Below are 15,801 nucleotides of genomic sequence, written 5' to 3'. Positions count from 1 at the left end.
CAGTTATGAAACAGCAAAAATTGATTGAAAAGATGACAATAGAAGAAAAGGCAGCGATCCTCAGTGGAAAAACTGTCTGGCAGACCAGAGAAATTGACAGGCTTTCCATCCCGTCCATCTTTCTTTCGGATGGACCGCATGGAATCAGAAAACAGGCAGGAGCAGGAGACCATTTGGGACTGAATGCATCCATGAACGCAACGTGTTTTCCCACAGCGGCGACGATTGCAAACAGCTGGAATCAGGATCTGGGGGAAGAGATTGGACAGGCCCTTGGAGAGGAAGCAGCAAGTATGGATGTAAATATCCTGCTTGGTCCGGGATTAAATATTAAAAGAAGCCCGTTATGTGGAAGAAATTTTGAATATTTTTCAGAAGATCCATATCTTTCCGGGAAGATGGCAGCGTCATATATTCGTGGAATACAGAGTAAAGGCGTTTATGCCTGCCCGAAGCATCTGGCGGTTAACAGTCAGGAACTTCGGAGAATGGCAATGGACGCAGTTGTTGACGAACGGACATTAAGAGAAATTTATCTGACCGGTTTTGAGATAGCTGTTAAAGAAGGACACGCAAAAGCAATCATGAGCAGTTACAACCAGATTAATGGGATTTATGCTAATGAGGACAAACATCTTTTGACAGATATCCTGCGCAAAGAATGGGGATTTGATGGAATTGTAGTAACAGACTGGGGCGGAAGCAATGACCATGTGAAAGGTGTTGCTGCCGGCTCAAATCTGGAGATGCCGTCCTGTGGGTACGATTCTGCAAGAGAAGTGATTGCTGCTGTCCGAAATGGAACGCTGAAGGAAGCGGATTTGGATGAAAGAGTTGGAGAACTGGTGGATGCAGTGATGGAACTGACATCAGGGAAGAAGCTTTCAGATAAAAACTTTGACAGAAATGCACATCATCAACTGGCAAGGAAAGCAGCAGCAGAAAGCATGATTCTTCTGAAAAATGAAAAACAGATTCTTCCGCTGGATACAAAAAAATCCATCGCTGTTATTGGAGATTTTGTTTTTTCACCCAGATATCAGGGGGCAGGGTCTTCTATGGTCAATCCAACAAAAGTAGAAGATATGTCATCGATTTTGCAACAATATGATCTGAATATTCTGGGGATGACAAGAGGCTATCAGAGAAATGGAGATGTAGATGAGAATGATAGAAAGTTTGCATTAAATTTGGCCATGAACGCAGATATTGTGATTTTCTGCTTTGGTCTTGATGAGATCAGTGAATCAGAAGGACTGGATAGAACCCATATGCGTATTCCGCAGAATCAGATAGATCTTCTGCAGGATATCAGTAAAGTGAATGAAAATATTATTGGAATACTGAGTGCAGGATCTGCGATAGAAATGCCATGGCACACCTGCTGCAAAGCGATTTTGCATGGCTATCTGAATGGACAGGCAGGCGCTTCTGCAACATTGGATATTCTGACCGGAAAAGTGAATCCATCAGGAAGACTGGCAGAAACATATCCCATATCTTATGAACAGACACCGGCATTCCGATATTATCCAAGTAATGAGAAAACATCGGAATACCGAGAGAGTGTTTATGTGGGATATCGCTATTATGATACTTCAAAAGTCCGGGTGCAATATCCATTTGGCTTTGGACTTTCCTATACGGAATTTACATATTCTGATCTTATCATAGAAGAGGATGGAATCAAAGTTTCGGTTACCAATACAGGTGACAGAGATGGAGCAGAGGTTGTTCAGATGTATGTAGGACTTCCTAATGCAATCGTGTTCCGACCGGAAAAAGAACTGAAAGGTTTTGTAAAAGTTTATCTAAAGGCAGGAGAAAGCAGACAGCTCAGGATTCCGTTTGATGATAAGACATTCCGTTATTGGAATATAAAAACGGGACAGTGGGAAATAGAAACAGGAACTTATCAGATTATGGTAGGAGCCAGTGTTGCAGATATTCGTTTAACAGGTATGACTGAGAGAATAGGAAATAGTAAAGGGTATCCGTATAATCCGGCAAAAATGCCTTACTATTATACAGGAATCGTGCAGAAAATATCAGATGAGGAATTTCGTGAACTTCTTGGCCATGAGATACCGAACGGGAGATGGAGTGGAAATCTGGAAATCAATGATGCAATCTGTCAGATGTATTATGCAAAAAGTCGACTTGCAAGGCTGATATATAGATATCTCACAAAAATGAAAAAGAAGAGTGAGGCACAGGGAAAGCCAGATCTGAATATTCTTTTTATTTACAATATGCCGTTTCGGGGGATTGCCAAGATGACCGGCGGGGCCGTCAGTATGGAAATGGTATATGGAATTGTCGATGCTGTGAATGGCCATTTTATGCTTGGAGTAAAAAAAGTAGTTGGCGGATATTTCAGAAACAGAAGAAATAATAAGAAATATGAAAAATTATTAAAAGGAGCCGGAGGGAAGTGCAGATGAATCATATAAAAAATATATGGAAATGTTTTGAAGAGAAACATGCTACTTTTGCAAAATGGCTTTATCAGATATTCTATTTTGTTATATTCAGTATGGGCGTGACAGTATTCCAGTATCTTGTATTTACATTTTTACCAGGGATTTTGGGAATTGGTCTGGCTGGTACAGAATTTATGTGGCCAAAGGTTTCAATGAATCTGTTTGGAGTAAAATTTACATGGAGCTTGCTGGGGTATAATGTATTGCGTGATGCAACGGGGAATATACTGATCGGTGGTGGACTTGGCTATTTTATCAGTTATGAATTGGGGTCATTTCTTGCACAGTGTATCAATTTTCCGCTTCAGAGAAATGTTACTTTTAAAAGCCATGGAAATCCTGTATATCAGGCAATCTGGTATTTTATAGCATGGGTGGTAATTTCACTGATCTGTAATGGATTTAATAATCTGTGGATGCCAGTTGCATCTGCATATGTGGCACCGGCAGTCTATAACATGCTTGTGACAATTATTACAGGTGGAGTTTCCATGGTGATTTTTTTCTTTGTGTTTAAAATTATTTTCCCGGAGGGGAAGGCTGAATCTTTCTGATAAACTGCGGAGCAGTTATTCGGTTATGAGCAAGTAGCAGAGCGGATTGTGAATATCCGCTTGACTAAGGCATTTACCTGAAATAGGTGAGTGCTTTTTTGTTTTCAAGTATTCTATAAGAGACTGTATTTATGCCCTTCATCTTTTGAATATGTGTAAGGACATTTTTTGAGCCGGCATAAAAATGATTTTTACAAAAATTAGAAATAGAAATAAGGCGAGAGAAGAATTTGAAAAATTCATTTCGAAAAGTGTGGAAATATTAGCAGAAGATGAGATGAAAATGAATATTCACAAAGATAAGATGCTATGGTATAATACAAAGTACTGTATTAGGACTTCTGATGAGAGAAGCTGAAATATGGGAAAAGATTTAAAAGGCAAAGAGCTTGGATTGTGAATATCCACTTGATTGTCATTTGATATGTTGGTCAATCAAAGATTTAGCTATTGGACTGGGATAAAATCAAAGGATTTATAGGAGGAAATATAAAAAATGAAATTAGGAATCGTCGGATTACCCAATGTTGGAAAAAGTACATTATTTAATTCATTGACAAAGGCAGGCGCAGAATCTGCAAATTATCCGTTCTGTACCATTGACCCTAATGTAGGTGTTGTTACAGTGCCGGATGAGAGACTGAAGCTTCTCGGAGACTTTTATCATTCTAAGAAAGTGACACCTGCTGTAATTGAATTCGTAGATATTGCAGGACTTGTAAAGGGAGCATCCAAAGGAGAAGGCCTTGGAAACCAGTTCCTTGCAAATATCCGTGAGGTAGATGCAATCGTTCATGTAGTCCGCTGCTTTGAAGATTCCAATGTTATCCATGTAGATGGAAGTATTGATCCTATCCGTGATATTGAAACTATTAATCTGGAGCTGATCTTCTCAGACCTTGAGATCCTTGAGAGAAGAATTGCAAAAGTTACAAAAACAGCACGCATGGACAAAGAGGCTGCCAAGGAGCTTGATTTCCTTCAGAAGGTAAAAACACATCTGGAAGATGGCAAGATGGCAATCACTATGGAAATGGAAAATGAAGATGAAGAAGCCTGGATGTCTACTTATAATCTGCTTACCTGGAAGCCTGTGATCTATGCAGCAAACGTAGCAGAAGGAGATCTGGCTGATGACGGTGAAAGCAACAGCCATGTACAGGCAGTGCGCAAATATGCGGCAGAGCAGAACAGTGAGATTTTCGTTATCTGTGCAGAAATCGAAGAAGAGATCTCTGAACTGGATGATGATGAGAAGAAAATGTTCCTGGAGGATCTGGGACTGACAGAATCAGGACTTGAGAAACTTGTAAAAGCAAGCTATCATCTCCTTGGACTGATGAGTTTCCTTACTTCAGGTGAGGATGAGACAAGAGCATGGACGATTAAAATCGGAACAAAGGCTCCGCAGGCAGCAGGTAAGATCCATACAGATTTTGAGCGAGGATTTATTAAAGCTGAGGTTGTAAATTATCAGGATCTTCTGGACTGTGGTTCCTATGCAGGTGCCAGAGAGAAAGGTCTTGTAAGAATGGAAGGTAAAGAATACGTTGTACAGGATGGAGATGTGATCTTATTCCGATTCAATGTATGATGAACAGGTGATTTATGGAAATGTCGATACGTTTTCCGGGACTTGGCCTGGTCTTTGATTATGTGCCACGCTCATTTCAGATATTTGGAATGGAATTCACCATATATGGAGTACTGATTGCCGTGGGTGCTCTTCTTGGAATGGGACTTGTGACACTTGAAGCGAAACGAAATGGGGAAGATCAGAACAGGTATCTCGATATGATGCTTATCTCCCTGCTGGTTTCAGTGGCAGGTTCCAGATTATTTTATGTGGCTTTTTCATGGGGATTTTATAAAGAAAATCTGAATGCCATACTGGACTTTCGAAATGGTGGTTACGCTTTATATGGTGGTCTGCTCTTTGGATTTCTTGCGGCAGCGGTATTTTGCAGGATTACCAAAACGTCATTCTGGCAGAGTGCCGATATTGCGTGTCCCGGAATACTTCTGGGACAGGCTATAGGGCGCTGGGGTAACTTTTTTAACAGAGAGTCTTTCGGAGAATATACAGATCTGCCATGGGCAATGCAGATACCGGTTTCAGCTGTGCGGTCAGGAGAAGTTTCGGGAGCAATGAGAGATAATCTGCTGACTGTAAATGGGATTTCATATATTCAGGTTCAGCCGATTTTTCTTTATGAAAGTCTGTGGTGTCTGCTGTTATTTCTGCTGTTGATGGCCATGCGCCGAAAAAAGAAATATGAAGGCGAATTGTTTATGATCTATCTGGCAGGTTATGGTCTGGGAAGGTTTTTCTTTGAATGGTTCAGAACAGATAAGCTTTATATTCCGGGGACAAAAGTGGGGATTTCGCTGGTAATTTCCGCTATATTATTTGCTGTTTTTATGCCTGTAGTGATCATACGCAGAGTGATGGCACAGAAAAGAGATACTATACGCCGGCAGAGGAGAAAAAGATTTCTGGATGAGTCAGTGAAAGAAAAAAAGATGTTTCCTGAGACTTCTGAAATGAAACCGGAACCGGAAATCCGGCCGGAGATGGATGAACAGGTAAAGCCAGATGTGGGAAATTCTCCCACAAATTCAAAAGAAGAACAGTAAAAAAACATATATCTGAAAGATAAGTGGGTTGAAAGTGGAAATTCAACCCACTTTTTGTGTATAAAAGCCCATTTTTCTCGTAAAAATAAGGTTGTTTCATAAATGTTAACAGAGTTCTAAATTTTAAAAATCTTTTTCTCCCCCTTGTTTTTTCAGCCTAAATAGTTTAGAATAAGCACATAAGTGGTAGAAAGTGGTGAATAGTGGTGGTGAGTGGGGAATAACGGCAGAGTCCATTACCACCTGAGAAATCTGAAGGGGAGATTCAGATTTTGCGAGAGTAGGTGAGTAACATGTTCATGGGAGAGTATAACCACACGATCGACGCGAAGGGGCGTCTGATCATTCCTTCTAAATTCAGGGAGCTCTTAGGGGAAGAGTTTGTTCTGACAAGAGGGCTTGATGGCTGTCTTTACATTTATCCGATGGATGAATGGGAATCCTTTGAAATGAAGCTCAGATCTTTACCACTTACAAATAAAAATGCCAGAACTTTTTCACGATTCTTTGTAGCTGGAGCAACTACATGTGAACTGGACAGGCAGGGACGAATCCTTGTACCGCAGACACTGCGCAAATTTGCCGGTCTGGAGAAAGATGTGGTTCTGACAGGTAATCTGAACAGAATTGAAGTTTGGAGCAAAGAAAAATGGAATGAGATCTGTGATTATGATGACATGGACAGCATTGCAGAGAGCATGCAGGACATGGGAATCACAATCTGACAGGTCTCGTTTGAAGTATCTTGCAAAGTAAATCCAGACAGGAGACGGAGATGGAATTTAAACACAAATCTGTATTACTGGAAGAGACCATTGAAGGTTTGGATATCAAACCGGACGGAATCTACGTGGATGGTACTTTAGGAGGTGCAGGGCATGCCGGTGAGGTATGCAGGAAACTTTCTGCCAAGGGGAGATTTATTGGCATAGATCAAGACCAGGATGCGATAATTGCTGCGAGTGAGAGGTTAGCCCCCTATAAACAGGCGACGATCATTCGCAGCAATTATTGTTACATGGTACAGGAACTGGCAGCAAGAGGCATCTATAAAGTCGACGGGATTCTCCTTGATCTTGGAGTATCTTCCTATCAGCTTGACAATGAAGAACGCGGTTTTACCTACAGGGTAGATGCACCGCTCGATATGCGCATGGACCAGCGCCAGACGCAGACAGCCGGCGATATTGTCAATGGCTATGAAGAAAAAGAATTATACCGTATTATTCGTGATTACGGTGAAGATAAATTTGCAAAAAATATTGCAAAACATATTGTTGCCGCCAGACAGGTGAAACCGATCACAACCACCGGAGAACTGACAGAGATCATCAGAGAATCCATTCCCATGAAGATGCAGGTGAAGTCAGGACATCCGGCCAAGAGAACTTTTCAGGCAATCCGTATTGAGCTTAACAGAGAGCTCGATGTGCTGCGGGATTCTCTGGATGGAATGATCGATATCCTTGATGATGGCGGAAGACTTTGCATTATCACTTTTCATTCTCTGGAGGACAGAATTGTAAAGACGATTTTCAGAAAAAATGAGAATCCGTGTACCTGCCCTTCAGATTTTCCTGTATGCGTATGCGGGAAGAAATCCAAAGGAAAAGTGATCACAAGAAAGCCGATTCTTCCGGGGGAGACAGAGATGGAAGAGAATCCGCGTTCCAAAAGTGCAAAGCTTCGGATTTTTGAGAGAGTATTATAATTAGAGAGGCATGAAATGGCGAGAACGACCAGGAGTGAAACAGCAAGAAGAAGCAGAACCAGTGCCAGAACAAACAGAGGAATGTATGTTGACGGAAATACGGTCAGACGTCTTGCAGAAGTTCCGGAGAGAAAGAGGCAGCCGGGAAGACAGAATCCGGGAAGGCAGCAGACCAATCGAAACCGAAGAGTGCAGGCGAGTCCTGCGCAGGTACCAAGGCAGAAACATCAGTTGAGTAAAGAAGCACAGAAGAACAGGCAGAAGGCGACTGCAATGAACTGGGGATTTGTAGCGTTTCTGGCAGTTGTATGTGTGGCGATATTATTCTGCTCTGTGAAATATCTTCGTTACAAATCAGAGATTACCGCAAAGATGAGTACAGTTGCATCTCTTGAGGAGGAACTGGCAGATTTAAAAGAAGACAATGATGCATATTACAGCCAGGTGACATCAAATGTGGATCTGAATAAGATTAAGCAGACTGCATTGGGAAGACTGGGGATGAAATATCCGTCAGATGATCAGACAGTAACCTATTCTACATCGGGTAACAGCTATGTAAGACAGTATCAGGATATACCAGATTCAAAGTAGGTGATTAATTGAGCAATACGGGAAGAAAGAGTCGAAGAAGACCACAGAGAAAAATAAATCAAAACATGAAAGAAAAGCTGCTGATATTGTTTGGAATTGTGTTACTGCTTCTGGTAATATTAGTGCTGAGAATTACTTATATTAATGCTACCAGTGGAAGCAAATACAAAAAACAGGTGTTAAGTCAGGCACAGCAGAAATATGAGAGCCAGGTACTGCCGGCAAAGAGAGGTGATATTTATGACAAGAACGGAAATATACTGGCTACCAGCAATAAAGTTTATAATGTGATCCTAGACTGTAAAACTGTAAATTCAGATGAGGACTATGTAGAGCCAACAATACGTGCCTTAAATGAGGTGCTGGGGATTGATGAAGAAACAGTGCGTTCTCTTTTGGCCGATTCAAGAACCAGCCAGAGTCAGTATCAGGTACTGACAAAACAGCTGTCTATGGACAAAAAGAAAGAATTTGAAAAATATAAGGCAGAGGATGAAGATTCCGGTCTTACTAAAGCGCAGGCAAAGGAACGGGCAAATATCAAAGGCGTCTGGTTTGAAGAGGATTATCTGAGAAGTTACCCGTTTAATGAAACAGCATGCGATACAATTGGTTTTGCACTGGACAGAGATGTGGCAGATATCGGACTGGAAGGGTACTATAACAGCACACTGACAGGCGTAGACGGAAGACAGTATGGGTATATCAATGATGATTCAGATGTGGAGCAGACCATTATTGCTGCGGTGAATGGAAAAAGCATTCAGACCAGCATTGACATCGGTGCACAGCAGATTGTTGAGAAATATGTTAATGGATTTAAAGAGGCAATGGGGGCCAAGAATATAGGTGTCATTGTTGAAAATCCGTCCACCGGTGAGATTATTGCCATGGATGGTGGTGACCGTTATGATCTGAATAATCCGAGAGATCTTTCCGCTGTATATACAGAAGATGAAATCAAAGCGATGAATGATGTGGAAACAGTGGAGGCTCTGAATGGTATGTGGAGTAATTTCTGCGTCACAGATGCCTATGAGCCGGGATCTGTTGTAAAGCCGATCGTCATGGCTTCTGCATTGGAAAAGGGTGCGATACAGGAAACAGATACATTTGTATGCGATGGATCGCAGACTTTTGGAGATACTATGATCAAGTGTGCGGTTTATCCGAGCGCACATGGCACAGAGACACTGGGAGAGGTAATTGCAAACTCCTGTAATGATGCAATGATGCAGATTGGTGCCAAGATGGGAGCTACTCAGTTTATCAAAGCACAGAGTCTGTTTAATTTCGGAACAAGGACAGGGATTGACCTGCCGAATGAAGGCGCAGGTATTATCCATACTAAGGACAGTATGGGGGAAACAGAACTTGCATGTTCTGCTTTTGGACAGGGTTTTACCTGTACCATGATCCAGGAAATCAATGCGATGAGTTCCGTTATCAATGGCGGATATTATTATCAGCCGCATCTTGTGACAAAGGTTCTTGACAGTAATGGTGGAACTATAAAAACAATCTCGCCGATACTTCTGAAGCAGACGATTTCCTCCAGGATTTCCAGTGATATCAGAAGCTATATGGCATTGAGTGTACAGCAGGGTACCAGCCGTCATTCCAAAGTGCAGGGTTACAGTTCAGGCGGTAAAACAGGTACAGCGGAGAAATACCCGCGAGGAAACGGAAAATATCTGGTTTCTTTTATTGGATTTGCTCCTGTAGATGACCCGGCTGTGGTAATTTATGTAGTTGTAGATGAACCGAATGTAGAGGATCAGGCAAACAGTACTTATCCGCAGTATATTGCACAGGGAATCCTTTCGGAGCTTCTTCCGTATCTGAATGTAGTGCCGGATGAATCTGAAGATGGAACAGTGCCGGAGACAGAATTGTGGGAAGGGTTTAAGGGACATTTAAAGAGTACTTCCATATCGGACAGTGAACTTGACAGTGACGGTAATCTGGTGGATGCAGATGGCAATCTGATAGACTGGGATGGAAACCGGATTGATGAAAACGGATATCTGCTGGATGCCAATGGAGATCACATATTGGATGAGGAAGGCAATTATAAGATGTCTACAAATCTTGTCAGTGCTTCGGGAAGTACGGATGCAGATTCTTCAGGAGATGCAGTATCCAATCCTGATGCACCTGCACCTCTGGAGGATGATGAAGCTGAGACGACTGAGGATAATGACGAAGAGACAGACGGTATTACCAATGAAGAAGCAGGTCTGGAATAAAAACGTATAGTTATAGCTCCGCAGAGAATGGTCATATATTGTTATGACAATCTCTGCGGAGCTTTTTTTATGAAAAAAAATATGACGTTTCACAAGAGAAAAATATGGGTGGTATTACTCTGCTGTATTTTAATGATGACAGGCCTTATCGGAAGACTGGTATATCTTATGTGTTTCAGATCAGACTATTATTATAAGAAAGCAAAAGAACTTCACGAAAGAGAGAGAGAGATCAAAGCGGCCAGAGGAGAGATTCTGGATGCAAAGGGAAAAGTTCTGGCATCAAACAGGACGGTATGTACAATCTCTGTGATCCACAGTCAGATTAAAGAACCTGAAAAAGTAATCGCCCTGCTGTCTGAAAAACTGAAAATAGATGAGGCAGAAGTGAGAAAAAGAGTGGAGAAAATCTCTTCCATAGAAATAGTAAAGACAAATGTGGAAAAAAGTACAGGTGATGAGATAAGAGAGTGCAGTCTGGCAGGGGTGAAAGTTGATGAGGATTATAAGCGTTACTATCCATGTGGAAGTCTGGCTTCAAAAGTCATTGGCTTTACGGGAGGTGATAATCAGGGAATTATCGGTCTGGAAGTGAAATATGAAGAAATCCTGAGGGGACAGCCGGGTAAAATCCTGACAACAACAGATGCCAGGGGTGTGGAAATTGATAAATTGGGTGAGACAAGGGAAAAACCGATAGAGGGGAAAAGCCTGATGATCAGCCTTGATGTAAATATTCAGGAATTTGCGCAGCAGTCAGCTTTGAAAGTAATGGAGGAAAAGCAGGCAGAACGTGTATCTATCCTGCTGATGAATCCACAGAACGGCGAAATATATGCATGTGTCAATGTGCCGGAATTTGACCTGAATGATCCTTTTACCCTGACAGATGATCTGAATATGCAGTTAAATGAATCCGGGATAACAATACCGTCGGAAGATCACAATGAACAAAGTGAACTGGCAGTGCAGACAGCATCAGGAAAAACAAATACAGAAAGAAAGCAGGAATTACTGAATCAGATGTGGAGAAATCCCTGTCTGAATGATACTTATGAACCGGGCTCTACATTTAAAATCATCACCATGGCAGCCGGACTGGAGGCTGGTGTTGTTTCACCTGGGGACCGTTTTTATTGTCCCGGATATAAAGTGGTGGAGGATCGCAGAATCCACTGTGCAAAAAGAACAGGACATGGATCCCAGAATTTTGTGGAAGGTGCACAGAATTCCTGTAACCCTGTGTTTATAGAGGTGGGGCTTCGCCTTGGGGTAGAACGTTATTATAAGTATTTCAGACAGTTTGGACTTCTGGATAAAACCGGGACAGATCTTCCGGGAGAGGCAGGAACTATTATGCATCAGAAGAAAAATATGGGAGAAGTGGAACTGGCAACGGTTTCTTTTGGACAGTCTTTTCAGATTACGCCTGTTCAGCTGGCTGCAACAGTAAGTTCACTTATAAACGGAGGCAGACGGGTGACACCGCATTTTGGAGTCGCAGTGTTAAATCCTGACAGAACAGAGGGTGAGAAACTGATTTTTCCGGTAAAAGAAGGAATTGTCTCTGAAGAGACTTCGAAGGAAATAAGAGAAATCCTGGAAACAGTAGTATCTCAGGGCTCCGGAAAAAATGCAAAAATTGAAGGATATGCCATCGGTGGGAAAACTGCCACTTCTCAGACACTGCCAAGAAGTGCAAATCGTTATATTTCCTCTTTTTTGGGATTTGCACCTGCAGAAGATCCGCAGATACTGGGACTGTGTATTATTCATGATCCGAAAGGAATCTATTATGGAGGGACAGTAGCTGCACCTGTGATACGTGGTATTTTTGAGAATATCCTGCCATATCTTGGAATTGAAAAAAGTGATGTTTCTGATTTTTCTGCAGAAGGCAATTAGGGAAATTCCGCAGGCAGGGTTGATAAATAAGCAAAAAAGCCTTATACTAAAAGAAATCTGAAAGTAAAAAACTTTCAGGAAAAAACGAAAGAATGAATGAGGTGTAAGATGGAATTTCAAGTTGTAATCCCTGTGCTGATTTCTTTTGCAATCAGCGTTGTATTAGGACCGGTCATCATTCCTTTTCTTCGGAGACTGAAGATGGGCCAGACAGAAAGAACAGAGGGCGTACAGTCCCATTTAAAGAAAGCAGGAACACCTACAATGGGTGGAGTGATCTTTCTGATCGCCACAGCGATAACTGCATTATTTTATGTAGGGGATTATCCGAAGATCATTCCGGTACTGTTCCTGACTCTTGGATTTGGAATTATCGGATTTCTGGATGATTATCTGAAGGTTGTGCTGAAACGCTCAGACGGACTGCTGCCATGGCAGAAATTTTTACTTCAGGTAGTTCTGACTGCGATTTTTGTATTTTATATTGTTAAGTATACAGATATCTCACTGACTATGAGAATCCCATTCTGGAGCGGACATTTCCTGAATCTTGGATGGCTGGCAGTTCCGGTTCTTTTCTTTGCTGTGATCGGTACTGTGAATGGAGTTAATTTTACGGATGGTCTGGATGGTCTTGCTTCCAGTGTGACTCTGATCGTTGCAGTATTTTTTACAGTAGTTTCTATTGGAATGAAATCGGGGATCGAGCCGATCACAGGTGCAGTTGTGGGAGGTCTGATGGGATTTCTGTTGTTTAATGTATATCCGGCAAAAGTGTTTATGGGAGACACAGGTTCTCTGGCACTGGGTGGTTTTGTTGCAGGTACGGCTTATGTGATGCAGATGCCGTTATTTATCCTGATCGTGGGTCTGATCTATCTGATCGAAGTACTTTCCGTTATCATTCAGGTAACTTATTTCAAGGCAACACATGGAAAGCGTATTTTTAAGATGGCACCGATCCATCATCATTTTGAGTTATGCGGATGGTCTGAAACACGTGTAGTTGCGGTATTCTCAGTTATTACAGCGGTTATGTGTATGGTCGCACTGCTGGCACTGTAAGATTTTGGCTAAGCAGATTTCAGCGTTATGCTGATAAAAGGGAGGAAAATTATTATGGAATTACAGGGAAAAAAGGTACTTGTATTCGGTTCCGGAAAAAGCGGAATCGGAGCATCTGACCTTCTGGCAAAGGTAGGAGCATTTCCGGTTATCTATGACGGAAATGCCGAAACAGATAAAGACGCAGTTGTACATAAAACAGATGGGACATATCCGGTCACTGTATATGCAGGAGAACTTCCGAAAGAAGTACAGGACAGTCTTGATCTGGTAGTTTTAAGCCCCGGAGTGCCGACAGATCTTCCACTTGTAAAGAGTTTTTATGAGCAGGGGCTTCCGGTATGGGGAGAGGTGGAACTGGCATACAGAGTAGGTGACGGTGAAGTGCTTGCCATCACAGGAACAAACGGAAAAACTACTACAACAGCACTTCTTGGAAAAATTATGCAGGATGCACGTGAGTCTGTTTTTGTAGTCGGCAATATCGGAACCCCATATACTTCCAAAGCACTGGAGATGAAGCCAAACTCTGTAACTGTTGCAGAAATCAGCAGTTTTCAGCTGGAAACGATTGATGAGTTTGCACCAAAGGTATCTGCAATCCTGAATATTACAGAGGACCATCTGAACCGTCATCATACAATGGAAGAGTATATACGTGTGAAAGAACTGATCACTGAGAATCAGGGTACAGAAGATGTATGCGTGCTGAATTATGAAGATGAGGTTCTGCGTGAGTTTGGAAAACATCTGACTCCACGAGTGGTATATTTCTCCAGCGGACGTAAACTGGATGAGGGAATTTATCTGGATGGAAATAAAATCATCCTGAAGGACGGAGAAAAAGAAATCGAAGTAGTTAAGACAGAAGATCTGAAGCTTCTTGGAAAACACAATTTTGAGAACGTTATGGCCGCAGTTGCAATGGCTTACTACGATGGAGTATCCTTGGACAGCATCCGTAAGAGCATCTGTGAATTTACAGCTGTTGCACACAGAATCGAATATGTGACAGAGAAAAAAGGCGTTGTATATTATAATGATTCCAAAGGAACTAACCCGGATGCGGCAATTAAAGGAATCCAGGCAATGAACCGTCCGACACTTCTGATCGGCGGCGGTTATGATAAACAGTCCGGTTATGATGAATGGATTGAGGCATTTGACGGAAAGGTACGTTATTTGGTGCTGATCGGTCAGACAAAGGAGAAAATCAAAGAAGCTGCTGAGAAACATGGTTTCCATGACATCATCCTCTGCGAAGATCTGAAAGAGGCAGTAAAGGTATGTGAGGAGAAAGCACAGCCTGGAGATGCTGTTTTGCTTTCTCCCGCATGTGCAAGCTGGGGACAGTTTGATAACTATGAACAGCGTGGAGATATGTTCAAGGAATATGTAAGAAATCTGTAGAATATCTATAAGTAAGAATTATAGCTGTCCGGCAGAGAAAGACGAAGCTGCAGTGACCGGCTATAGATAATTTTGCGGAGAAACAGATGGCGCGAAAAAGAGCGACAGATTTATCAAAAACAGATATGACGATGCTGGTACTGATAGTACTGCTTGTGATTTTTGGCCTGGCAGTATTATTCAGTTCCAGTGAATATAATGGCAGAGTACGTTTCGGCGACTCTGCCTGTTATTTTAAGAAACAGTTATTTGCCACAGCATTGGGTATGGGAGTGATGTATATGGTTTCTTCCATTGATTATCATTTTTTTCTGAGGCTGGGACCGGTGGCATATCTGATTTCAATGTTTTTGTCCGGCGCAGTACTTTTTGTAGGTCAGGAGATCAACGGCTCAAAAAGATGGCTGAATCTTGGACCTTTATCTTTTCAGCCTTCAGAGTTTGCGAAAGTTGCTGTAATCCTTTTTCTTGCATGGCAGATCGAGCGTACAAAAAAAGCAACCAGGGGCTTTGGATTTATGTGCAGGACAATATTGACCCTGCTGCCGATCATTGGTCTTGTAGGTTCAAATAATCTGAGTACAGCAATCATTATTCTGGGTATCGGTGGAATTCTGATTTTTGTATCCAATCCGGGATATCTGGAATTTATCGGGCTTGGCAGCGCAGGTGCAGGTTTCATAGCTGTTTTTCTTGCTGCAGAGAGTTATCGTCTGGAACGTCTTGCAATCTGGAGAAATCCGGAGAAATATGAAAAAGGATTTCAGACGATCCAGGGATTGTATGCCATCGGTAGCGGCGGAATATTCGGCAGAGGATTTGGAAACAGTCTGCAGAAACTTGGATTTGTTCCGGAAGCGCAGAATGATATGATTTTTTCGATTATATGTGAGGAAATGGGAGCAGCCGGAGCTATCTTTCTGATTTTTCTGTTTACAATGCTTCTGTGGCGGCTGGGTGTGGCTGCCATGCATGCAAAAGATTTGGCCGGAGCTCTTATCTGTTGTGGAATTATGGGGCATCTGGCTCTTCAGGTTATTTTGAATATTGCAGTGGTGACCAATACAATCCCCAATACAGGCATTACGCTGCCTTTTATCAGCTATGGAGGAACTTCGGCAGTGTTTCTTCTTGGGGAAATGGGACTTGCGATGAATGTTGGGAAATGTGACAGGATAAATTGAATTACAGGT

13 protein-coding genes are annotated in these 15,801 nt (G+C 42.1%); all 13 read left to right on the top strand.

Features of this window, described 5'->3' with window-relative positions; all coding sequences use genetic code 11:
• Positions 1–5 precede the first annotated feature (5 nt).
• Entirely contained in the window at positions 6–2,444 is a 2,439-nt protein-coding gene (locus NQ550_RS17005) for a glycoside hydrolase family 3 C-terminal domain-containing protein (RefSeq protein WP_025578138.1), read from the top strand.
• On the top strand, positions 2,441–3,037 hold the full coding sequence (locus tag NQ550_RS17000; RefSeq protein WP_025578136.1) for a hypothetical protein: 597 nt from the start codon (positions 2,441–2,443) through the stop codon (positions 3,035–3,037). The genes NQ550_RS17005 and NQ550_RS17000 overlap by 4 nt, the downstream gene beginning before the upstream one ends.
• Before the next feature lie 184 nt (positions 3,038–3,221).
• Positions 3,222–3,395, top strand: coding sequence for a hypothetical protein (locus NQ550_RS16995; RefSeq protein ID WP_172730318.1), 174 nt, complete (start codon positions 3,222–3,224; stop codon positions 3,393–3,395).
• Positions 3,396–3,533: 138 nt separating this feature from the next.
• Positions 3,534–4,631, top strand: coding sequence for a redox-regulated ATPase YchF (ychF, locus tag NQ550_RS16990; RefSeq protein ID WP_008706507.1), 1,098 nt, complete (start codon positions 3,534–3,536; stop codon positions 4,629–4,631).
• A gap of 20 nt (positions 4,632–4,651) precedes the next feature.
• On the top strand, positions 4,652–5,674 hold the full coding sequence (gene lgt / locus NQ550_RS16985; protein WP_242833552.1) for a prolipoprotein diacylglyceryl transferase: 1,023 nt from the start codon (positions 4,652–4,654) through the stop codon (positions 5,672–5,674).
• Positions 5,675–5,967: 293 nt separating this feature from the next.
• A complete protein-coding gene (mraZ, locus tag NQ550_RS16980) occupies positions 5,968–6,399 on the top strand; it encodes a division/cell wall cluster transcriptional repressor MraZ (protein ID WP_025578132.1) in 432 nt (143 codons plus the stop codon).
• A gap of 50 nt (positions 6,400–6,449) precedes the next feature.
• On the top strand, positions 6,450–7,385 hold the full coding sequence (rsmH, locus tag NQ550_RS16975; RefSeq protein ID WP_008706511.1) for a 16S rRNA (cytosine(1402)-N(4))-methyltransferase RsmH: 936 nt from the start codon (positions 6,450–6,452) through the stop codon (positions 7,383–7,385).
• 15 nt (positions 7,386–7,400) lie between these two features.
• Positions 7,401–7,979 (top strand): FtsB/FtsL family cell division protein, encoded by a 579-nt coding sequence (locus tag NQ550_RS16970; protein ID WP_020993617.1) that lies wholly within the window; start codon positions 7,401–7,403, stop codon positions 7,977–7,979.
• 65 nt (positions 7,980–8,044) lie between these two features.
• Positions 8,045–10,228: a peptidoglycan D,D-transpeptidase FtsI family protein gene (locus tag NQ550_RS16965; protein WP_008706513.1), complete on the top strand. Its 2,184-nt coding sequence runs from the start codon at positions 8,045–8,047 to the stop codon at positions 10,226–10,228.
• A gap of 69 nt (positions 10,229–10,297) precedes the next feature.
• Positions 10,298–12,133 (top strand): peptidoglycan D,D-transpeptidase FtsI family protein, encoded by a 1,836-nt coding sequence (locus tag NQ550_RS16960; RefSeq protein ID WP_025578130.1) that lies wholly within the window; start codon positions 10,298–10,300, stop codon positions 12,131–12,133.
• A 108-nt stretch (positions 12,134–12,241) separates the two neighbouring features.
• Positions 12,242–13,198: a phospho-N-acetylmuramoyl-pentapeptide-transferase gene (gene mraY, locus NQ550_RS16955; protein ID WP_025578129.1), complete on the top strand. Its 957-nt coding sequence runs from the start codon at positions 12,242–12,244 to the stop codon at positions 13,196–13,198.
• 54 nt (positions 13,199–13,252) lie between these two features.
• A complete protein-coding gene (gene murD, locus NQ550_RS16950) occupies positions 13,253–14,608 on the top strand; it encodes a UDP-N-acetylmuramoyl-L-alanine--D-glutamate ligase (RefSeq protein ID WP_022380471.1) in 1,356 nt (451 codons plus the stop codon).
• A gap of 86 nt (positions 14,609–14,694) precedes the next feature.
• A complete protein-coding gene (locus tag NQ550_RS16945) occupies positions 14,695–15,792 on the top strand; it encodes an FtsW/RodA/SpoVE family cell cycle protein (RefSeq protein ID WP_025578127.1) in 1,098 nt (365 codons plus the stop codon).
• Positions 15,793–15,801 lie beyond the last annotated feature (9 nt).

The sequence above is a fragment of the Blautia wexlerae DSM 19850 genome, assembly GCF_025148125.1.
GTDB classification, from domain to species: Bacteria; Bacillota; Clostridia; order Lachnospirales; family Lachnospiraceae; genus Blautia_A; species Blautia_A wexlerae.
Note: the sequence above shows the minus strand (reverse complement) of the source record. Positions and strands in the feature narration are given on the sequence as shown.